Consider the following 19,984-nt stretch of genomic DNA (forward strand, 5'->3'; position numbering starts at 1 on the left):
TTTACTGAGTATGAAAAAATCCCGCATTTTCTTATCTGTCGTGTTACTGGCCGTGGTTGCGTTTGGCGCGTATGCGGCGTTTATGTACGTGTACACCGAATGGAAGTTCCTGCCGGTGGAGCTGTTGCAGGAACCGAGCTTAGAGGCCCCTCATTCCGAATGGAAAGCACCCCAGGAACTGCTCTATATTCATAAAGTAAATACGCCCCGCCGGGCAGACGCCAAGGACGATTGGTTTGAAGGCTACGAGGTGGATTTAATTTCCACTTCAGACGGAAAACTGGCCGTAGCGCACGACCTGGACGAAATAGAGGACGGCATACGCCTCTCCGATATTTTTGCCGCCGTGGATGATCCGGCCCAAAAAGCCTATTGGCTGGATCTGAAAAGCGAGCTGACGCCGGAACAGCTAAACCAAATTTTGCTGACCGCCAAAGCCTTTGGCGTGCCGACGGACAATTTACTGTTTGAATCCGTCCCCGGAAAAACCGCCAAAATGATTAAAGAAAAAGACTTGTCTCTTTTGCTGCAGCTGCCCGATGAATTTGACAAAGACGGCGGCGACCCGCAAAAACGCAAGCAGCTAAACGAACAAGCACTGAAGCAGTGGCAAGAATACCTCCCCGCGGCCGTTTCAACCAGTTTTGGCAAATATCCGTATCTGCGGGCTTACTTTCCCAAAATGCCTAAAGCCATTTATTATTCTTCCACGGTGCGCCCCAGTTTAAAAAAACCGTTTATGGTAAACAATATAAAAGAAGACCCGTCCGTCAAAATTTTTATGATTGACCAATACACTTTTTAATTTTCAGGAGTAAATATGAACCCTAATTTTACGCGCGAGCAAGCGTTAGAACTGTTAAAAAAATACAACAAGGAGCCCTTTCATCTTTTGCACGCTTTAACGGTGGAAGCCGTGATGCGCTGGTACGCCCAAGCGTTGGGATACGCGCAGGAAACGGATTTTTGGGGGTTGTGCGGGCTGTTGCACGATATTGATTTTGAGCAATTTCCGCAGGAACACTGCCAAAAAGCCCCGCAGCTGCTGGCGGAAATTAACGCCGGCCCCGAGCTGGTGCACGCGGTATGCTCCCACGGCTACGGCCTGGTAAGCAACGTCAGACCCGAGCACGAAATGGAAAAAGTGCTTTTTGCCGTGGACGAACTGACCGGCCTGATAGGCGCCGCCGCGCGGATGCGCCCGTCCAAAAGCGTGAGCGATATGGAAGTTGCCAGCCTGAAGAAAAAATTTAAAGACAAAAAATTTGCCGCCGGCTGTTCGCGCGACGTAATTACCCAAGGGGCCGCCCTCTTGGGCTGGCCGCTGGAAACCTTGTTTGAAAAAACCATCGCCGCCATGCGCTCATGTGAACAATCCGTCCAGCAGGAAGCCGAAAAGCTGTAAAACTTATTTGCACCGCATAAAAAAACCCGCCCGCAGGCGGGTTTTTTGCAAAACGCAGATTTATAATTTTAATTCTTTTTCCAATTGGGCAAAAAAATCGCCCGCTTTTTGCGCAAAATACAAATCGGTAATGGTGCCCGTAAAGGAGGAGGCCTGCGGGTTTACTTCAATAATTTTGGCTCCAAACTGCTTGGCCACCAGCGGCAAACTGCATGCCGGCATTACCTGCCCCGCCGTTCCTACAATAATCATCACCTCGGCATTTTGTGCCATTTCCAACGATTTTTCATACGCGCGGGGGGGAATGCCTTCGCCATAAAAAACAAAATCCGGCTTTAGCACGCCGCCGCAAAAACAATGCGGGGGTTCTTCCTCCAGGTTTACGTCTTCCAGCTTGTATTTCCGCCCGCAGCGAACGCACGACAGCGTGTGAATGGTGCCGTGAAACTCCTGCACGTTTTTAGATCCCGCCCGTTGGTGCAGGCCGTCTATATTTTGGGTAATGACGCCTTTTACATATCCTTTTTCTTCCAACTTGGCAATCACTTCGTGCGCCTTGTTGGGGGAGGCTTCGTCCATATCCGTAAAAAAAATCTTTTTCATTTCCCGCCAAGACTCGGCCGGATGCATTTGAAAAAAATTAATTTCAATATACTTGGGGTCGTACTGGTTCCACAGCCCGCCCTGCCCGGTAAACGGCGCAATGCCGCTTTCCACGCTTACGCCGGCCCCCGTAAAAACTACGCCGTAAGAGGCGTTTTTAATCCATTTGGCAGCTTCTTTAAGTTCACTGTTCATAGGGGTATTGTATAATATTCTAACCTAAAAAATATCTTGCCCCGCTCATCCCGCTTTGCTAAAGTAACTAAGGGAGACTTTTATGACCAAAACCATACCCAGCGCCAAACGCTACCTATACGATATCCTGCAATTTAACAACCGCAGCAAAGTAACCACTGCGCTCAACGCGCTTATTATTACGCTTATTTTGCTCAGCGTGCCCGTAGACGTGCTCGAAAGCGTGCAGGACGTAAGCCCCGCGGTAAAACGCATCATCTACCACGTGGACTTGGTCATGAGCCTGATTTTTGCCCTGGAATACGCCCTTAGGCTGATTACCTGTACCGAAGACCCCCGCTTCAGCCGCCCGATTGTAGGCCGGCTGGAATACATGTGCACGCCTTTAATGCTGATTGACTTGTTTGCCATTTCGCCTTTCTTTATTTTGGGCACGGGCATGGTGCGCATGCTGCGCGTATTTCGCATTTTAATGCTGATGCGCTACACCAATGCCATTCAGCTGGTAAACAATGTGGTCAGCGAGAAAAAAAGCGAACTGTCCATTTGCGGGGCATTTTTGCTGATGCTGTGGGTGTGGAGCGCTTTTATGATTTTCCGGGTGGAGCACGCCGCCCAGCCGGAAGTATTCCGCAATATGCTGGACGCCATGTGGTGGTCGGCCGAAACTTTTACCACGCTGGGCTACGGCGACATTGTGCCCATTACGCTTTTCGGACGGATCATCACCGTCATTACGGTAGCCATGGGCCTGGTGCTTTTTGCCATTACCACAGCCGTGCTGACGGCGGGTATTGTGCAGGAAATCCAAAAATTTGAACACAAAAAACAACAACCGCCCGAAGTATAATTTTTCCACGCCGCCCACGCTTCTTAAGAACGGTTTAGTATCATACCGCTCCGCACGACAAACCGCTTTACCGCCACAAAAAACCCCGCCTTGTCAGGCGGGGTTTTCTATTTGCGTTTTTGTTAAATACTCACCAGCCCGCGGGAAAATACGTAAACAGCCGCCAATGCAAACACGATAAGCAGCGTAACCACCGCCACTTCTCCTTCGCGAAAGACGGGCTTGCCGTCTTTTTGCTGGCGGCGCGCCCACACAAATACCGGTATCCCCAGCGCCAGAAAAATAACCGCCAGGAACAAATATTTAAGCCCCGCTGCATACACCAGCCAGCACCCGTACAGCGTGCCCATGACCGAGGTAAACAACGCCGCCGCGCGGCCCGTGGAAGAGATTTTGGCAAACTCGCCGTCTTCGGTCATCTTCCACAAATATGCCGTGCTGGCAATATACGCCGGCAAGACCATCACCCCCGTAATGGAAAGCATGGTGTTCCACGCGTTGTTGGAAAAATACACCATAAAAATCGCCAGCTGCATAATGATACTCGTTACCCACAGCGATACGGACGGCGCGCCGTTTTTATTCTGAATGGCAAACTGCTTGGGGAAAGTGCCGTTTTCGGCCGCGGCGGCCGGAATTTCGGCGGCGATCATCGTCCAGGCCAGCCACGAGGAAAGCACCGCAATCAACAGGCCGATATTCATGACCCACGCGCCCCACGGGCCGACGACTTTCTCCAACACGCCCGCCGTAGACGGATTGGCCACGGCGGCGATTTCTTCCTGCGTCAGAAACCCAAACGGCAGGACAGACAAGCCGATATAGATGACCAAACACCCCAAAAAGCCCAGAAACGTGGCTTTGCTGACCGCCGCCTGGCTTTTGGCCCGGGCCGACAGCACCACCGCCCCTTCTATGCCGATAAACGCCCACAGCGTAACGAGCATGGTGCTTTTTAACTGCTCGGGCAAAGATCCCAGCGTTTTGCCGCCTTCCGCCATATGGCCCCAAAAATTAAAGTCAAATTTATCCATATGGAAGCTAAACAGCAAAATTAAAATAAACAGCAACAGCGGCACCAATTTGCCAATCGTGCCGATGATATTTAACACCGCCGCCTGCTTCACGCCGCGCAGCACCACAAAGTTAAACACCCAAATCAGCACCGAGCCGCATACAATAGACAGCAAGTTATTCCCGCCCGCAAAATACGGGGGGAAAAAGTAATTCAGCGCGTCCATCGTGATGACGGCAAAGCCCACGTTGCCGAAAATCTGGCACAGCCAATACCCCCAGCCGATGGTAAAGCCCACATACGGCCCAAACCCCTGCCGCGCATACATATAGATGCCGGAAGTTAAATCCGGCTTTACGCGCGACAGAATGCTAAACGTATTGGCGATAAAATACATCCCAATCCCGGTAATCACCCACGCCAACAGCACGGCTCCCGCGCTGGCGCCGGCGGCCATATTTTGGGGGAGGGAAAACACGCCTCCCCCGACCATAGAACTAATGACGATACTGGCCAGGCCAATTACGCCCAGCTTTGTTGCCGTATTGTTTTTATCTCCCATAGATCCCCCGAACGATTCTAAACAAAAACGCCTAATCCAGCGCTTTCTGATGCGGCACGGCAACCGGCGCAAACTTAAAGTTCAAAAATCCCATTACCGTCAGGCAGTATGCAAACGGCTGGGTAATGTTGATATAGTTGTGCCAAATTTGAAATTCGCTGTGTTTTTCCACCCCGCGGATTTCCAGCTCGTGGTTCAACGATTTATTCAGCCACATATGCGCATGGCCGGAGGCGATTTCGTCATCAATGGGCGTATCAAAATACTCCACATATTCCGCCGCCCAACCGCCGACGAGGTTTCCTTTCTTGTCCTTGCCCCAGCACACGCCTACCCCCGTGGCGATGGCTTTATGATCTTCAATGCGCGCCCCGTTGCCCGCCATAATTACTTCCAGCACGGCCCCGTGGGTGAACTGGTCGGCCACGGCGTCCACCGGGTAAATGTTTCTATACAAGTCTTTGGGCAAAACAGACGTATACGGAATAACGTTAAAATCCTGAATTTTGGCCTGCTGCAAGGCCGAATCGTAGCAAAACGTTTCAAACGGCTGCGGCGGGATGCCGTCGGCCGCTTGGCCGGCTCCGCCCGAAATAAAGGCCAACGTCGGATATCTGGTGCCTAACACTAATTCTTTTTCCATATGCTATTTCTCCTTATGTATGGAACTACCCCACTTACAACATCACTGTTGTACGCAGCCCGGCCACAGTTGTTACCCCCTGATCCGGGCTGAAACCGGCTCTCGGATAGAATTGAATATCCGGAGTAACCGTTACAAATTTGCCAATGCCCCACACCCATTGCAGCTCGATGACCGTCTCGCCGCTGCGAAGGAAGGGGGGATATCCCGCCCCGGCAGGGCTCAGGCGGTTGTACGCCGCACCCAGCGTAATCACATCCTGCGGGTTGCGCCCCAGCGGGTTTAGCAGTGAAATTCCCAAGACGTAAGAATTTTTAATCGGCACCGCACCGCCCGTAGAGCCGTTGGCGCGGCCAAAGAGCGCCCATTTGCTGCCGATATTCTGCTGCATATTAAATGACCAGCCGTTTACGTTTTCATCCTGCTGGGCCACGGCCGGCTGATAATAATACAAAAAGCTGTACTGCCCGTCGCCCCATTTAAAAGAGGGCGTCCAAGCAAAAGAGCCAAAACCGGTGTACTTGCCGTCAAAAGCGGTTTTGCCGTGAATTTCGGCCCCGGTAATGTTGGTAGCGTCCTGATAGCCGGCGGCAAACGTAAAGCGGCTGTTTTGCGCCTGCACATACGCCCCCAGCGAGGCCAACGGATACGCCGAAGAAGCATTTTGCGACAGGGCGTAATTCATCAGTCCCGTTTGCTGGTTGTCCACATATTCCGTACCGTCAAAGTTGTAAAGCGGAAACTGCCCCGCGGTAACGGACAGCCAGTCCCACTTTCCCGGCAGGGTATGGGTGTAGGTGAATTGAGAAAAGAAGTACTGGTTGGCGTCGTAATCGTTTATGGCAGAAACAAGGTTGGCGCGGTCTTGCAGCACCTCCGCCTGCTGCCCCCAATAGTGGATATAATTGTAGTTCACGTTCAAGGCGCCCGAACCCCACGCCCGGTCTTGGAACAGCGTCCACGTAACGTACGGGTAATAAATACCTTGTATGGCGGTTTGTTTGCCGCCGGGCGCCACGCGTTGTGCCGTGTAGGAAATGTCCAGCCCAACCTGCAGGCCCAATTTGTCGGTTAAAAATTTTTTGGCTTCTATATATTTGCTTCCAAAGTCCGAGAACGAATGATTTTCCACCCGTTGGCGGGCAAGCTGGCGCTGTTCGTGCTTGGCGGACGTTTGTGCCGAAGTGGCGGCGCGGGCCTCGTCTGCAAAACAAATGGCCGCGCATATGCCCATCAGGGCCAAAACCGCGCCCCATTTTTTTAAGCTCTTCATGACGACTCCTTAGTAGGAAGAATGTTGCATGTAAAAATGCGTGCTTTTACGTTTTTACCTTAACACTCTGCCGCACATTTCTACAACCGCAAAAAAGGATTAGTTTTAAAAACGCCTGCCGTTTCTCCGACGAAAGGTCTTTTTAAATTTGCGTAAAACTAACCCTTTTTTCAGCCTTGCAAACGGCGTTTTTACATCTTTTTTGTTTTTGGGTTACAATATAAATATGCAACACACGTCCGATGGTTTGTCCACGCAAGGCATTAAATATGCCGGCTCTAAAAAGAAACTGCTTCCTTATTTGCTGGCCCTCGCGGCCGAACTGCCCGGCGTGCAAACCGTGCTGGACGGTTTTAGCGGCACCACGCGCGTAGCCCAGGCCTTGGCCCGCCGCGGCTACACCGTTACCGCCAACGACACCGCCGACTGGAGCGAAGTGTTTGCCACATGTTATTTATTGTCCTCCCGGCCCGATTCTTTTTATGCTCCGCTGCTAGCACACCTCAATTCCCTCCCGGGCCAAAACGGCTGGTTTTCCCGGCATTACGGAGGAAAAGAAACTGACGCAAAGAAACCCTTCCGCCTTAAAAATATGCAAAAGCTCGACGCCATACGCGCGGAAATAGACCGGATGCCTCTTGCCTGGCCGGACAAGTGCGTCCTTCTTAGCAGCCTGATGCTGGCCTTGGATAAAGTGGACAGCACCTTGGGGCATTTTTGTTCTTATCTTTCCCGCTGGTCTGCCCGAAGCGCGGGCGATTTAACCCTCCACCTGCCTCATCGGTTTGCACACGGCGGCGGGCACCGGGTATGGAAACAGGATATTTTTCAAGCCGCAGCGCGGCAAAACTGGGATCTGGCATATTTTGACCCGCCTTACGGGTCAAATAATGTCAAAATGCCCTCCAGCCGCGTTCGTTATGCGGCGTATTATCATTTCTGGACGACGCTCATCCGCAACGACCGCCCGGAACTGTTTGGCGCGGCCGCCCGCCGCACGGACTCGCGCGACCGGCAGGCCGGATCCGTTTTTGAAGATTTCCGCCGCGCGCCCGACGGGCATTTATGGGCCTTGCACGCCCTGCAAAAACTGCTTGCGCAAACTCAAGCCCGCTACATTATGCTTTCGTACAGTTCCGCCGGCAGTATTGCCAAAGAAGATTTATTGGACGCTTTGCGGCAAAACGGAAAATTATTAAAATTTTTAAAAATTGATTATAAAAAAAATATAATGTCGGAAATGAGCTGGACGGGAAAATGGACGCGGGACGAAAAAAACTACGAATATATTTTTTTAATACAGAAATCCGCGTAAAACCGTTTGGTCGGTTTCGCCGGTCTTCTCAGCAAAATTTTTAGGTTAGACAAGAGGACAAAATGTTTTCACTTCTTTGCCGCCAATTAGCCCGCCTGACGCGCCTGCCGGAGCAATTTATCCGGTTTTTAATCATTGGTTCTTTGAATACGGCGTTTGCCTACGGGCTGTACTCTTTGTTTATTTTTATAGGGTTGCACTACTCGCTGGCCGTTTTGTGTTCCACGATTATCGGCACGTTGTTTAGTTTTAAAACATTTGGAAACTGGGTGTTTTTTAATCCGGACAATCGCCTGCTCCTTCGTTTTGCAATCGTCTACGGGGGGTGTTACGGGCTAAACGTGGGCATTTTAAAAACGCTCACACTGGCCGGCGTAAGCAATTTGTACTTGGCGGGGCTGATTAGTTCGTTTTTAGTAGCGATGGTAAGTTTCTTTTTAAACAAATTCTTCATTTTTAAACGCTTCTAATCCCCACAAAAAACCCGCCTTTCGGCGGGTTTTTTGTTAATCAAACAATCCTTTTTCGTCAGCGGGGGGGATTTCCTTGGCCGCAGGGTGGTTTTTGCTTTTGTGCCCGGTGTAGTCGTAATTCATCCGCTTTAACAGACGGGCGTTTTCTTTGGTAAGCGGCACCTCGTAAATATCCACAATGCGCTGGGCCACCGGCAGGAACGCGCCGCGGTTGCCGTCTATGTGCCCGCGGGCGATTTTAACGGCGTCCGCCGCCGCGGAGACGGCATTTTCCGCCTTGGCAAAATTTACCAAGAAATCGTTAAACTTTTCCAGCAGTTTTAAAATATCCTCTTTAAAATCCTCCATATACTCGTGCTGTTTGTCTATATCCCACAGCTTAGACACCATCTTAAGCGTACTCATTAACGACGTGGCCGATACGAGGGCGATGTTGTTCTTCCACGCTTCGTTTAAAATATCCGGGTCGGCCTCCACCGCGGCCAACAGCGCGCTTTCGGGATAGACGAACATCAGCGTATAATCCGGCTGGACTTTGTCTCCCTCCGCCTGGAACTTTTTATAGTATTTTTTGGAGCTTAAATCCTTGATAGTTTTTTTCACATCTTTCACGTGCTCGTTTAAAAAGGTTTCCTTTTCTTTGGGATCCTGCGCGTTAAAGTAGCGGGCGTAGTGGTTAAAAATTGTTTTGGAATCCACCACAATCCACCGGTCTGCGGGCAAGGCGATTTGCACGTCCACGCGTTTTCCCTCTTCGGAAACCTGCTGGTAATAATCCAACCCTTCTTTCATGCCGGCGGCGTCCAAAATACGTTTTAGCGTTTCTTCGCCCCAGCTGCCGCGCACGATGGCTTCGCCTTTAATGGCGTTGGTTAAATGCAGGGCGCTTTGGTCAATTTTCTCGGTGGATTTAATCACGTCAGACAGTCCTTTTTCAAGCCGCGCCTGCACGGCCGTATTTTGCCGTTCCATTTCCGCCACTTTTTTGACAAAGCTTTCCAAATGCAGCGTCAGCGGGCGGAGCGCTTCGGAATTTTTGGCTTCCAGCCCTTTCGTTTTGTCGTCTAAAATTTTGGACGCAAGCTGTGCAAACTGCGCCTGATAGGTGCCCGATAGTTCTTTGAAATTTTTCTCAATCAGTGTTTTTTCCTTCTCCAAGGACACTTTCTCCTGCTCCAGGCGGGTTTTTTCCACCTGCAGGGCCGCATTTTCCGCCCGCAGGCGGTTTAGTTCCGGCTCCAGGGCAAGCAGCCGCTGCTGCTCGGCCGTCAGCCATTTGATTTTACCGGCCAGCGCCGCCCAAGCCGCGCCCGAACCGATTGCCATTCCTACCAGCAAACAAATTATATAGAACATAAAAGGTCTCCTTCTTTTTTATTTATTGTACAAAGTTTTTCCAACGCACTTGCGCTTTTGGCGGAAAGAAAAAACATTCATTTTTTTAAAAATATGTTATAGAATATAGAAACTTAATTTAAGGAGAATGCTATGAAAAAAATGATGCTTTTTGCGGCCGCTGCCGTATTGGCCGCCGGATGCGCCTCTACCGGTACGACTTCTTCCACCGGAACCGCCCAGCCGATGACGCTGGAACAGGCCTTGCAAAAATCGGCCGAAACGCGCCAAAAACTCTTGGATGCCAAACAGTCTTATGAAAACGCCAAGGCCGCCGCCGAAGTAGCCAGCGGCCAGAAAACCGCCGCCGACGCCGCCAAAGAACAACTGCAGCAAAAAGTGGACAACGCCAAACAACAAATTCAGGCCGAAAAAGACGCCTGGGCGGAACTGTTAAACTAAAGCGCCTTTTCTTAAAAACACCCGGGGCCAAAGCTCCGGGTGTTTTTTATCGGATGACAGGGGGAAAACGGATATACTCCCCGCCAAACAAAAAAATTCCGGCCCTTTCAAAAGAGCCGGAAAAACCAGATGTTTTACTATTCTGCCGGAGCAGGAGGCGGAGGCAAGGCCGGGCCGCCTGCATGCGGGCCCATCTCTTCGGGGCCGGGGCCTCTGCGCGGGCCGGCTTTGGGGCCGGGCATACGCCGCGGGGCGGGGCCGCCGAACAAAACATCCAAATCACCTTCTTCGGCAATGACGGCGTTGGTCTTTTCTTCTACCCAGGCTTTTATATTTTTATCGGATTTTTCTTCATCCAACTCTTTTTTCATCCGTTCCAAACGTTCCTGGAATTTGGCGAGTTGTTCTTCTTTGAACTTAATTTGTTCCTTGCGGATAGACTCCACCATCTTGGCAATTTCTTCTTTTTTGGCGTCTTTCTTTTTGCCCGCTTTGAGCTTGTTGTATTCCTGCACCAACGTTTCCATTTTTTCTTCGGTGGCTCTCATTTGGGCTTTGTGCTCCCGGCGGGCCTTTTTAAATTCTTCCGCACGGGCGTCTTTCTTATCTTGTTTTGCCTTTACCGCTTCGGCGCGCGGGCCTTTGGGCATCGGGCAGTCGTCCCCTTTGCATTTGCGCGGGCCTTCAGCAAAAGCCGGGGCGCACAGCGCCGCCAAGAGAACGGCGATCATTACTTTCTTCATAACCCCTCCTAATGTTTAGAATTCCTGTTCAAACAAATCCAAATCGTTTGAAAAGCTCAGGTATTCGTCGTCCAAATTTTCGCTCATATACGCAATTACTTCCGACGCGTCAAAAGCGGTTTTGTCCGGATGCAGGCCGGCCAGCAGCATAAAAATGCCCACTCCCAACAGCGCAGTGCCTGCCAACGCCGGTTTCCACCCGGCAAAAAAGGATTTACGGCGCGTTGTTTTGGAAAATAATTTCTCCACCACCGCCGCGGGAGCCGCCGGCGCGGCAAGCGCCTCTTCCGTGCGGCGCAGCAACGCCAGTTCCGCCCGGCACGCCGCACACGTTTGCAAATGCTGCTCAAACGCGGCCTTGTTTTGCGCCTCCAATTCTCCCGATGCATACAGCATCAAATTTTCACAGTCCTTCATAAGGTTACCTCGCGTGCGGCGGGTTGTTCTTCCGCCAAAATGCGCTGCATTTTTTTAACGGCCCGGTGGCAATCGGCCAACACGGTGCCAAGCGGTCTGTCCAACAACTGCGCAATTTCTTTAAAAGACATATATTGCCGCAGGTACAGCATTTCGCGCTGGCGGGCCGGCAATTCCAGCGAAGCGCGGCGGATTTCTTCTTCCGTTTCGCGTCCGGCCAGTTCTTCTAGCAACGAAGGCTGTCCGTCCGGCAGAGTATCGTGCAAAAACGCATTGCCTTCTTCATCCGTTTGATCCAGAGAAGCCAGTTTGTCTCTGTCCCGAAAAAAATTCAACACCCGGTTGCGGGCCGTTAAAAACAGCCACGATTTAAATTTTCCTCTCGGTTCGTACTTATCCGCGTGTTTAAAAAGAGAGATAAATACTTCCTGGAACAAATCCCCGGCCGCGCCTTCATCCTGTACCATCGCCATAATATACTGATAGAGCGAATTTTTATAGCGGTACACCAATTCTTCAAATGCGTCCGACGATCCGGATTTAAAGAGCAGGACGAGTTCGTCGTCCGTTCTTTCATTTATTTTTGGATCCATATTCATATAACCCTGATTTGCCTTTTTTTATTGCAGGGGCAATTCCATTATAATGTAGCAAATAAAAACGGAGCGCACTTTTTGAAAGAAGATTAGAAAAAAGTTTTACATATTTTTTTAAAAACTGATATAATAATTTTTGTTGTTTTTAAAAAAGGTTTTAAAAATGCAATATAACTCTTACTGCTTAAAGCATAACATTCGCCGTTCCATGCTAAATATGACGATTAGCATGGTATCCATGTTTATGCGTGCAAAAGCAGGGAGAGTTTGTATATGATTGTGTAAAATTTTTGTTGTGTCTATATAAACCCGCCCTTTAGAAAGAGCGGGTTTTTTTATGTTTAGAAAAAAGAGGAAACAGAAAGAGAATGAAACAAGTCATTGCGTCGCTCGTCAGCATCAGCATCCTTACGCTTGGCCCTTTGCCGGCGCCGGCCCAAGTACCGCAGAAAGCGGTGCAGGCGGTAAAGGCAGTTGCCAAATCCGGCGTTAAAAAAGCAATTGTGCCCCCGGTAAAATATCCTCATATTTCCGTCCCGGCCGTTTCTTTGTCCCAAACGATGCTGCCTGCCGAAACAGGACGTTTTGCGGTGCCCCGTGTTTCTGTGGAATTAAAACCCGAACAGCGGCAGCAGTTGGAACGGGGCATTGCCGTGACGGTAAAAAAAGCGCTGGAGCCTTCTTCCTTGACCCTGGCGCAAATCCGCGCACGGATTGCTCAAGGCAATACCGAACGGCTGGCCCAACGCATTTTAACCTATCCCAACCCTAGCGTACGGGAGGGGATGCTTCGCAATGAATTTGTGCAAGTGGCGCTGGCGGGCCACGCCTCTTTGGAGCAAATAGAGCAAGCGGCCGATCTTTGGCGCCAGGACATTCAGCAGGCCATAGACGCATTGCCTGATTTGCCCGCGGGCGATTTGCCCGCCCTGGCCCAAGCCTATGCGCAAAAAAATAAATCCGTTCGGGCAGTTTCCGACGCTTTGGCCAGCACGTCCGCTTTGGGGTTGTTCGGCACCCAAGAAGACGCCGCCTTACTGGCAGATTTTTCCAAACAGGCTGCGGGCTCTTCTTTAGCGCCGCTCGTGCAAACCGCCGCGGCCCGCGCCCTGCTGCGCTTGGGCGCGGTGGACGCGCTCCAACAGACAACGCAAACCGCTGCAGATCCCGCTTTGTGGCAAGGGCTTTACACGCAGGCCGCCAAACGGGGCTTTTCCTTGCCGGCACCCGAATCCTCGGCCCGCCCGGCCGACACCAAAGCCTTTACGGATGTTTTAGGCGTTTACGGGAAAATCAACCTCTTGGCGGCGGATCCGTCGGCTGAGGCAACGGCTGTCTATATGAACTTAGGGCGCACCCGCCCCACGGCGGCCCGCCCGCTGCAAAATAACCAATCCGTCCCGCTGGCGCCTTTGCCGCGCCTGCCGCGTTTGAATATAGCCACCCCGGAGGCTTTACAGGTAGCGGCGTTGGCCGCCCCTGCGGAAACATCCGCCCAGGCGGCTTCCAGCCCTACCGGCTTTTTAGCCCGGGCGGCACGCACCGATCAGGCGGCAAAACCTCCTCACGCCGCCCAGCACTCCGTCCGCTTTTTTGCCCGCACGCCCCAAAATGCCGCTTCCGACCGGGCCGGCATACTGTATGGAGGTTTTCCGCTTCCGGCGGTGGCGGCCGGCGTAAAAAAAGCTTGGTCGTACCTTAAAAAACGCTTCACGCCCGCCCCTGCCGCCTTGCACCCGGAACCGACGAGTGCCCAAGGGGGACTTGCCGGCGTTTTTCAGCGGGCCAGCCTTTATTTGGCGTCGTTTGTAATGGGGCTTGAAGTGGCCACCCCGGTAATTGCCAACTTCGGCAGCAGTTTTGGGCTTTCGTTAAGCGACAACATTTTAGTAGCCGTAGCCACTTATTTGCCGTACTCGCTGGGGGCCTTCTTATCCAATTGGCTGAAGCAAAAAATCGGCCGCAAAGCTTCTATGAATTTAGGGCTTGCGTTGATGGGCGGGGGGTTTACGGCAGGCGTAACGTTGTTTGGGCTGAACGGAGCGTTTGTGCCGCAGGCCGACGCATTAGCCCACTTTTATAACATTTTAGGCTGCATTACCCTGGCCAGCACGGGCGGCGTGTTTGTGCACAATGCCGTGGGGCCGATGATGACGGATCTGAGCGCAGGCGCCAGCGAGCTGGCTTTGCAAAAACGCAACGCCAATACGGAGCTGAGCCGGGCGTTGGGAATGGCGGCGTCGTTTGCGTTTCCGTTCCTTTCTACCAAAGTGCTGGGGCTGGACTGGAGTTTTACGTTTGCCCTTCCCATTCCGCTCGTGGCGGCGGCGGCCTTGGGCATTAATTTAGCCCGCATTCCCAACACAAAGCCCGTGGTGGAACCCAAACCGCAGCCCTTGACGGCCCAAGCCGCCGCACAGGGCATTAAAAACAGACGGGCCTATACGTTGACGTCTTCTCTTTTAAACAACAGTTATATTCGGTTATTAAAAGAGGAAAAGGGCGTACTGGCCCTCTTGACCGGCCTGCTGACCATGAACGCGGTGGAAATGTCGTTTAACAACGGATTTTTATTTCTGCTGCCGGGCCTGACGGCGGATCCTTCTTCCCAGTATTTATTTGGATTAATCCAATTTGCCGCGCCGTTTTTAATCGGGAGGTATCTGGCCAGAAGTTTCTTGAAATGGTTTCCGCAACGCAATATGAGCGTAGCCACCTTGGTGTCGGCGCTGGGCGGGATGGCGGCGTGGCCGCTGGCCGACAATGTATACGCGCTGACGGCGGCTTTATTTGCGGCCGAAGTGGGCATTTCTACCACGTTTACGCTGGCGTTTGCCCGCTCCGCCAAAAACATCCGCACGCAAGACCGTATCGTTTCGCTGATTGTAGCCAGTGCGGTTTCCTGCGCGTTTGGCCCCATGCTGCTGACGAACTTGGCGGAAATGTTTATGAGCACCGGCCTGTTTGGAGCGGCCGGCGCCACCGCGGCTGCGATGATTGGCGTGCCGTCCGCCCTGGCGTTGTTTTCGGCGGGTCTTTTTAAACGGGTGGAACGCGTGCAGGCCGCGCCGGAAAATGCGTTGAGTACTGAGCCGCAGAAAACCCCGCAAAAACGCTTAAGCTGGCTCAAAAAACTGCTTAGCCGCGTAAGCGGCAAACGGCCCTGATAACAACCGGCTTTCCTCCAACCGTTTGCCGAATATACAAAAAGCCGTCCTGCCCAAAGGCAGGACGGCTAATTTACCCCGAACGGACTTATTATTATTCGTAGCGCAGCGCGTCAATCGGTGTTAATTTAGACGCCTTATACGCCGGATAAAACCCGAAGAAAATACCCGTCGCCGCCGAAAACCCGACCGACAGCAAAATGGCCGACAGGCTCAGCTCGGCCGGAATGGTGGAATGCGCCGCCACCAACAGCGTAATAATCACCCCTAGAATAATCCCTATCAGCCCGCCGATGCAGGAGAGGGTAACCGATTCCACCAAAAACTGCAGGCGGATATCCCAGCTGGTGGCGCCAATGGCCATACGAATGCCGATTTCGCGTGTGCGTTCGGTTACGGACACCAACATAATGTTCATTACCCCGATACCGCCCACAATCAGCGATACCGCCCCAATGGCCCCCAACAGGATACTCATCGTTTTGCCCATGGTTTTGGCCTGTTCAATAAACGAGGCAAAGTCGTCCAGCTGGAAATCGTCCTTTCCCAGCGGATGAATGCGGTGGGTGTTGCGAACGGCGTTTTGAATGTCCACCTTGGTGTTTTCAATGGTGTTAAAATCGGCCACTTTAATGACCACGCGGTCTAGGGCACGGCGGTCGGACTTGTTCCAGCCCGCGTTCATTTTTACTTTGCCGGTGGTATAGGGGATTAAAGCCCCTTCGTCCATATCAAACCCCATGCCGCTCTGGCCGGTTTTTTTGATGACGCCCACCACTTTAAAAGGGATATTATCCAACACCACGGTTTTATTGAGCGGATCCACATCGCTGAAAATCGTCTGCGCGGCGGACGCACCCAATACAATCACCTGGGCGTAATCGTTCACTTCGCGCTGGGTAAATTTCCGGCCGCTTTCAATGGGCCAGTCGTAGGTCAAAAAGATGTCCGGGTCGGTTGCCAGTACGCTAAGCGCCACGCTGGTGTTGGAATACTTGACGTCAAAACTGGTGGTAATATACGGGGCGGCCGCGGCCACGCCGTCGAGTTCGCGGATGGCGTAAACATCGTCCATCGTTACGTCTTTGGGGGAGGAAATGCTTTCGTCCAAATCCCACGGCTGGCGCAAAAACAAAATGTTGGTGCCAAAGCGGGCCACGCTGTCGGTAACGCTTTTTTGCGCGCCGGAACCGACCGCCAACATGGTAATAACCGCCGACACGCCGATTACAATGCCCAAACTGGTTAAAGCGGCGCGCATTTTGTTGGCAAAAATGGCTTTGAGCGAAATTTTAAAAATAGCGTAAAAAGAATCCCACATATTATTTAACCTCGTCGCTTATTTTTTCGCCGTCTTTAAATTTGATGAGGCGCGACGCATATTCCGCAATGTCCGGCTCGTGCGTAATCAGAATAATGGTTTTGCCCATTTCTTTGTTTAACCGCGTGAACAAATCCATTACTTCAATACTCATTTTCGTATCCAAGTTGCCGGTCGGCTCGTCGGCAAAGATAATGGGCGCATCGCACACCAGCGAGCGGGCAATCGCCACGCGCTGCTGCTGGCCGCCCGAAAGCTGGTTGGGCAGGTGAAAAGCGCGCTTTTCAAGCCCCACGGCCGTCAGCGCCGCCATGGCTTTTTCCCGGCGCAAATGCGCGGGGGTGTGGTTGTAAATCATCGGCAGTTCCACATTTTCCACCGCCGTGGTGCGCTTAATGAGGTTAAACCCCTGAAACACAAATCCGATTTTTCGGTTGCGCACGCCCGCCAGTTCCGACAAATCCGTAGCCGTTACGTCAATGCCGTCCAAAATATATTTGCCCCGGGTGGGTTTATCCAGGCAGCCCAAAATGTTCATAAAAGTGGACTTGCCAGAACCGGAAGGCCCCATCACGGCCACGAATTCGCCTTTTTCAATAGACACGCTGACGCCGTTTAAAGCTTTTACTTCCACGTCGCCCAGCGTATAGATTTTGTACAAATCCCGCGTATCAATCAGCGCCATAGCCGCCTCCTAGCGCCGTCTGCCCGGCCGCGGCGGGCCCATTTGCTGGGTGCTGGTGCTGGCCTGGAGGTTGTTTTCGCCCACAATCACCATATCGCCTTCCTGCACGTCTCCGCCGGTAATTTCCGTTTGTTTGGTGGCAATAATGCCAATCGTTACGTCCACCCGGTGGGGCTGCTGCATGCCCGGATTCATCTTCCACACGCCGGTATTTTCGTACTTGTTTGCGTTGGTGGAGGGGGAGAAGCGCAGCGCCTCGTTGGGCACCAGCAGAACGTCTTTTTTATCCTGCGTGCGGATGGTTAACGTGGCGGTCATGCCGGGTTTTAAACGCAAGTCCGAGTTATCCACGTCAATAATAACGGTATAGGTGGTGCTGCTGGAGGAGGTGGTGGTAGAGTCGGACGTATCCACATAATTCGTGCGGACTTGGCGCACCACCCCTTTAAATTTTTCGCCTACATAGCCGTCCAAGGTAAAATCGGCCTCCTGGCCGGGCTGGATTTTGACGATATCCGCCTCGGACACTTTGGCCTCCACCTGCATTTTGGTCAAATCCTGCGCCACAACAAAGAGCTCCGGCGTGGAAAATCCGGCCGTAATGGTTTGCCCTTCGCTTACTTTGCGGGTTAGCACCACGCCGTCAATGGGGGAGACGATCTTGGTGTTAGACAAATCTTTTTCCGCCGTATCCAGGTTGGACTGCGCCTGCACCACGTTGGCCTGCGCCGAGTTTAAACTGCTTTTGGCATTCACATAAGCCAGCTCGTATTCTTCCAAATTGACTTTGGACACATAGTCTTTTTCATACAGGGCCTGGTAGCGCTCGTAGTTCTTTTTGGCCAGGCGGTAGGAAACGTCGGCCGAGGCCAAGCTTTCTTTGGCCGAAGACAGGCGCGCCTTGGCTTCTTCCAGCGCAGCCAAAATTTGCGTTTGGTCGATAATGGCCATCAAGTCGCCTTTTTTGACTTCGGTGTTATAGTCCACATAAATTTTTAAAATTTCGCCGGAAACCAACGCGCCCACTTCCGTGGTGTTTACCGGGTTAATCGGGCCGGAGGCTTCTACAATATCCACAATGTCGCCCCGTTTCACGCGCGCCAGCTTAAACTGCGGTGCGGGCGGCGCCGAGAAAAAGGCCGCTTTCACGCCCCATGCCGCCGCCAACAGCAGCAGCACAATCAGCGTTTTTTTCCACCACGCCATTTTCCAAAACCGTTTAAAAATACGTTTAAATATATTTTCCTTTTTCATATTAATTCGTCCCCATCGCTTGTTTCAAATCCGCCACGGCGGAAGCATAATCATACCGCGCCGTCAATAAACTCAGTTCCGCATCCGTATAGGCCACTTCGGCGTCTTTGAGTTCAATAATATCTCCGATTCCTTCGTTATAGCGCCCGCGGGCAAGATCCAAATTTTCTTTGGCCTTTTCCACATTCAGCTCTGCAATCGGGATGCTTTCGGCCGCTTCCTGCATTTTGATATAAGCGCTTTGCACTTCCAAAAATACGTTGTTGAGCAGGCTGCGGCTGGTGTTGAGGGTGTTCTCCAACGAAATTTTAGCCTGCTTGACGCCGTTATACGTCTTCAGCGCATTAAAAATCGGAATTTCCACCGAGGCCATCAGCCGCGCTTCTTCGTTATCCAGCGAAAAATCGTCCCCGTATTTGGAAAACCCCGCCGAAAAAGAGAAGGTGGGGAAAAAGCCCGCTTTGGCTTGATTGAGCTTCAGCTGGCTGATGCGCACATTCGTATGTGCAGAAAGCACATCCGGGCGGTTGGCATAGGCGGTTTGGACGGCCTCGTCAAAAGGCATTTCAAATTTTTCAAACGTAAGGATTTCTTCTATCTCCAAGGTTTTGGGGGTGGTTACGCCCATGCTGTTGGCCAGCTCGGCCGAGGCCGTTTTGACCAAGTTCTTGGCGCGGATGAGGCTGAGTTCCTCGTTGTTTAAATTGACTTCCGCCGTCGTTACGTCCACTTTCGGGCGCAGGCCCAAGCGGTAATACTCGGCGGCGCGTTCGTATTGGTCTTGATACAAATCGCGCGATTGGGTGCGAATGGCCACCGCGCGCACAGCCGAAATCAAGGCATAATAGTTTTTCTTAACGGTGCGGATCAAATCGTTTTTAACGCTGTCCACATTCAGTTCCGCCTGCTCCAGCGCCAGCTGCTGGGTTTTTACGTTGCGGGCAATATCCGTAATACCGCTGATGGACAGCTGGGCCTGGGCGTATACGTCCGACGAGCCGTGATCCGTGCGGGAGGAACCGTCCATTTTGCTGTTGGTATAATCCTGCGAGGCGCCGGCGGTAACCGTAGGCAAAAACTCGGATTTGGCCAAATTCAAATTGACGTGCGCATTCTGCAAATTAAGCTGCGCGCTGACGGCCTGCGGGCTGTTGGCCAGCGCAATGCGGATGCAATCCTCCAGCGTCAGCTTGCCGTTAATATCCGGCAGCGGTTTCCCGTCTGCATCCCGCAGCACCATGGCCGGGTTTTCGTTTTTGGCCGGGTGGACGGGTTTGGTGTCCGATTCTTTGACCGCGCTGGAAGAAGCGGGAGGGACGGCCGTGTCCTTGGCCGCTTGAGCGGCCGCGGAAGAGGCGTCTGACGAAGGCACCGAAACGGCTTCTTCACCATAAACTAAACCACCCGCAAAAAGAAAGAAAATGGTCAGAAAAAATCCAAAATGTTTCATAGAGATATTATATAAATTTGTTTTTATTTTTAAGACGAAAATTCATTGTTTTTATTTATAACCGCCTTTCATCTAACACAAAAAAGCGTCAATTTATTGCACGGCGGCAAAATACGGCGGGGGCTATATATAAGGAAAAAAGGCCTAGAAGCGTCTAGGTCTTTTGTCTCTTGTGGGGGCAACGGCAAATTTTTATGATGTAAAAAAAGACGGACGTAAT

At 51.9% G+C, this 19,984-nt stretch carries 19 protein-coding genes; 7 read left to right on the top strand and 12 right to left on the bottom strand.

Features of this window, described 5'->3' with window-relative positions; all coding sequences use genetic code 11:
* Positions 1-10 precede the first annotated feature (10 nt).
* Together B5F75_RS04390 and B5F75_RS04395 are read left to right on the top strand one after the other, a co-directional pair.
* Positions 11-805, top strand: a complete 795-nt coding sequence (locus B5F75_RS04390) for a hypothetical protein (protein ID WP_087288338.1) — start codon at positions 11-13, stop codon at positions 803-805.
* A gap of 15 nt (positions 806-820) precedes the next feature.
* Positions 821-1,405: a hydrolase gene (locus B5F75_RS04395; RefSeq protein ID WP_087288341.1), complete on the top strand. Its 585-nt coding sequence runs from the start codon at positions 821-823 to the stop codon at positions 1,403-1,405.
* A gap of 60 nt (positions 1,406-1,465) precedes the next feature.
* Here the strand turns inward: B5F75_RS04395 and B5F75_RS04400 are convergent, their stop codons facing one another.
* A complete protein-coding gene (locus B5F75_RS04400; RefSeq protein ID WP_087288343.1) occupies positions 1,466-2,203 on the bottom strand; it encodes an SIR2 family NAD-dependent protein deacylase in 738 nt (245 codons plus the stop codon).
* Positions 2,204-2,285: 82 nt separating this feature from the next.
* Here B5F75_RS04400 and B5F75_RS04405 point away from each other — a divergent pair, with 82 nt between their 5' ends.
* Entirely contained in the window at positions 2,286-3,053 is a 768-nt protein-coding gene (locus B5F75_RS04405; protein ID WP_087288345.1) for an ion transporter, read from the top strand.
* A 122-nt stretch (positions 3,054-3,175) separates the two neighbouring features.
* On the opposite strand, the gene B5F75_RS04410 is transcribed toward B5F75_RS04405, so the two are convergent.
* Genes B5F75_RS04410 through B5F75_RS04420 form a run of 3 tightly spaced genes read right to left on the bottom strand, consistent with a single transcriptional unit; the run spans position 3,176 to position 6,546 of the window.
* Positions 3,176-4,630 (bottom strand): amino acid permease, encoded by a 1,455-nt coding sequence (locus B5F75_RS04410; RefSeq protein WP_087288347.1) that lies wholly within the window; start codon positions 4,628-4,630, stop codon positions 3,176-3,178.
* 31 nt (positions 4,631-4,661) lie between these two features.
* Positions 4,662-5,273: a pyruvoyl-dependent arginine decarboxylase gene (locus tag B5F75_RS04415; RefSeq protein ID WP_087288350.1), complete on the bottom strand. Its 612-nt coding sequence runs from the start codon at positions 5,271-5,273 to the stop codon at positions 4,662-4,664.
* Positions 5,274-5,307: 34 nt separating this feature from the next.
* Entirely contained in the window at positions 5,308-6,546 is a 1,239-nt protein-coding gene (locus B5F75_RS04420; protein ID WP_087288352.1) for a carbohydrate porin, read from the bottom strand.
* Positions 6,547-6,772: 226 nt separating this feature from the next.
* Between B5F75_RS04420 and B5F75_RS04425 the strand changes: the two genes are divergently transcribed.
* Positions 6,773-7,861, top strand: a complete 1,089-nt coding sequence (locus tag B5F75_RS04425; RefSeq protein WP_087288837.1) for a DNA adenine methylase — start codon at positions 6,773-6,775, stop codon at positions 7,859-7,861.
* A gap of 62 nt (positions 7,862-7,923) precedes the next feature.
* Positions 7,924-8,331, top strand: coding sequence for a GtrA family protein (locus B5F75_RS04430; protein ID WP_087288354.1), 408 nt, complete (start codon positions 7,924-7,926; stop codon positions 8,329-8,331).
* A gap of 36 nt (positions 8,332-8,367) precedes the next feature.
* On the opposite strand, the gene rmuC is transcribed toward B5F75_RS04430, so the two are convergent.
* Positions 8,368-9,690, bottom strand: coding sequence for a DNA recombination protein RmuC (rmuC, locus tag B5F75_RS04435; RefSeq protein ID WP_087288356.1), 1,323 nt, complete (start codon positions 9,688-9,690; stop codon positions 8,368-8,370).
* A 132-nt stretch (positions 9,691-9,822) separates the two neighbouring features.
* On the opposite strand from rmuC, the gene B5F75_RS04440 reads away from it, so the two are divergent.
* Positions 9,823-10,131, top strand: coding sequence for a hypothetical protein (locus tag B5F75_RS04440; RefSeq protein WP_087288359.1), 309 nt, complete (start codon positions 9,823-9,825; stop codon positions 10,129-10,131).
* A 137-nt stretch (positions 10,132-10,268) separates the two neighbouring features.
* Here the strand turns inward: B5F75_RS04440 and B5F75_RS04445 are convergent, their stop codons facing one another.
* From B5F75_RS04445 to B5F75_RS04455, 3 genes are read right to left on the bottom strand one after another with little or no spacing between them, the layout of a single operon-like run.
* The gene (locus tag B5F75_RS04445; RefSeq protein ID WP_087288361.1) at positions 10,269-10,874 is read right to left on the bottom strand and encodes a hypothetical protein; all 606 of its coding nucleotides are present in this window, start codon (positions 10,872-10,874) and stop codon (positions 10,269-10,271) included.
* Positions 10,875-10,889: 15 nt separating this feature from the next.
* Complete coding sequence (locus B5F75_RS04450; RefSeq protein ID WP_087288363.1) at positions 10,890-11,291, bottom strand: zf-HC2 domain-containing protein; 402 nt, start codon at positions 11,289-11,291, stop codon at positions 10,890-10,892.
* Complete coding sequence (locus B5F75_RS04455; protein WP_158093775.1) at positions 11,288-11,884, bottom strand: RNA polymerase sigma factor; 597 nt, start codon at positions 11,882-11,884, stop codon at positions 11,288-11,290. The genes B5F75_RS04450 and B5F75_RS04455 overlap by 4 nt, the downstream gene beginning before the upstream one ends.
* 371 nt (positions 11,885-12,255) lie before the next feature.
* Between B5F75_RS04455 and B5F75_RS04460 the strand changes: the two genes are divergently transcribed.
* A complete protein-coding gene (locus B5F75_RS04460) occupies positions 12,256-15,054 on the top strand; it encodes an MFS transporter (protein WP_087288369.1) in 2,799 nt (932 codons plus the stop codon).
* 94 nt (positions 15,055-15,148) lie between these two features.
* Here B5F75_RS04460 and B5F75_RS04465 read toward each other — a convergent pair whose 3' ends face one another.
* Genes B5F75_RS04465 through B5F75_RS04480 form a run of 4 tightly spaced genes read right to left on the bottom strand, consistent with a single transcriptional unit; the run spans position 15,149 to position 19,764 of the window.
* Positions 15,149-16,375, bottom strand: coding sequence for an ABC transporter permease (locus B5F75_RS04465; RefSeq protein ID WP_087288371.1), 1,227 nt, complete (start codon positions 16,373-16,375; stop codon positions 15,149-15,151).
* Between the two features lies 1 nt (position 16,376).
* Positions 16,377-17,060, bottom strand: coding sequence for an ABC transporter ATP-binding protein (locus B5F75_RS04470; protein ID WP_158093776.1), 684 nt, complete (start codon positions 17,058-17,060; stop codon positions 16,377-16,379).
* Positions 17,061-17,069: 9 nt separating this feature from the next.
* On the bottom strand, positions 17,070-18,314 hold the full coding sequence (locus B5F75_RS04475; protein WP_087288373.1) for an efflux RND transporter periplasmic adaptor subunit: 1,245 nt from the start codon (positions 18,312-18,314) through the stop codon (positions 17,070-17,072).
* A gap of 1 nt (position 18,315) precedes the next feature.
* Positions 18,316-19,764, bottom strand: a complete 1,449-nt coding sequence (locus B5F75_RS04480; RefSeq protein ID WP_087288375.1) for a TolC family protein — start codon at positions 19,762-19,764, stop codon at positions 18,316-18,318.
* Between the last annotated feature and the right edge of the window lie 220 nt (positions 19,765-19,984).

The organism is Elusimicrobium sp. An273, assembly GCF_002159705.1.
Classification (GTDB): domain Bacteria; phylum Elusimicrobiota; class Elusimicrobia; order Elusimicrobiales; family Elusimicrobiaceae; genus Avelusimicrobium; species Avelusimicrobium gallicola.

Bases quoted from the DNA above. Each gene is read 5' to 3' on its own strand.
- B5F75_RS04390 (WP_087288338.1), top strand. From the start codon at position 11: ATGAAAAAATCCCGCATTTTCTTATCTGTCGTGTTACTGGCCGTGGTT.
- B5F75_RS04395 (WP_087288341.1), top strand. From the start codon at position 821: ATGAACCCTAATTTTACGCGCGAGCAAGCGTTAGAACTGTTAAAAAAA.
- B5F75_RS04400 (WP_087288343.1), bottom strand. From the start codon at position 2,203: ATGAACAGTGAACTTAAAGAAGCTGCCAAATGGATTAAAAACGCCTCT.
- B5F75_RS04405 (WP_087288345.1), top strand. From the start codon at position 2,286: ATGACCAAAACCATACCCAGCGCCAAACGCTACCTATACGATATCCTG.
- B5F75_RS04410 (WP_087288347.1), bottom strand. From the start codon at position 4,630: ATGGGAGATAAAAACAATACGGCAACAAAGCTGGGCGTAATTGGCCTG.
- B5F75_RS04415 (WP_087288350.1), bottom strand. From the start codon at position 5,273: ATGGAAAAAGAATTAGTGTTAGGCACCAGATATCCGACGTTGGCCTTT.
- B5F75_RS04420 (WP_087288352.1), bottom strand. From the start codon at position 6,546: ATGAAGAGCTTAAAAAAATGGGGCGCGGTTTTGGCCCTGATGGGCATA.
- B5F75_RS04425 (WP_087288837.1), top strand. From the start codon at position 6,773: ATGCAACACACGTCCGATGGTTTGTCCACGCAAGGCATTAAATATGCC.
- B5F75_RS04430 (WP_087288354.1), top strand. From the start codon at position 7,924: ATGTTTTCACTTCTTTGCCGCCAATTAGCCCGCCTGACGCGCCTGCCG.
- rmuC (WP_087288356.1), bottom strand. From the start codon at position 9,690: ATGTTCTATATAATTTGTTTGCTGGTAGGAATGGCAATCGGTTCGGGC.
- B5F75_RS04440 (WP_087288359.1), top strand. From the start codon at position 9,823: ATGAAAAAAATGATGCTTTTTGCGGCCGCTGCCGTATTGGCCGCCGGA.
- B5F75_RS04445 (WP_087288361.1), bottom strand. From the start codon at position 10,874: ATGAAGAAAGTAATGATCGCCGTTCTCTTGGCGGCGCTGTGCGCCCCG.
- B5F75_RS04450 (WP_087288363.1), bottom strand. From the start codon at position 11,291: ATGAAGGACTGTGAAAATTTGATGCTGTATGCATCGGGAGAATTGGAG.
- B5F75_RS04455 (WP_158093775.1), bottom strand. From the start codon at position 11,884: ATGGATCCAAAAATAAATGAAAGAACGGACGACGAACTCGTCCTGCTC.
- B5F75_RS04460 (WP_087288369.1), top strand. From the start codon at position 12,256: ATGAAACAAGTCATTGCGTCGCTCGTCAGCATCAGCATCCTTACGCTT.
- B5F75_RS04465 (WP_087288371.1), bottom strand. From the start codon at position 16,375: ATGTGGGATTCTTTTTACGCTATTTTTAAAATTTCGCTCAAAGCCATT.
- B5F75_RS04470 (WP_158093776.1), bottom strand. From the start codon at position 17,060: ATGGCGCTGATTGATACGCGGGATTTGTACAAAATCTATACGCTGGGC.
- B5F75_RS04475 (WP_087288373.1), bottom strand. From the start codon at position 18,314: ATGAAAAAGGAAAATATATTTAAACGTATTTTTAAACGGTTTTGGAAA.
- B5F75_RS04480 (WP_087288375.1), bottom strand. From the start codon at position 19,764: ATGAAACATTTTGGATTTTTTCTGACCATTTTCTTTCTTTTTGCGGGT.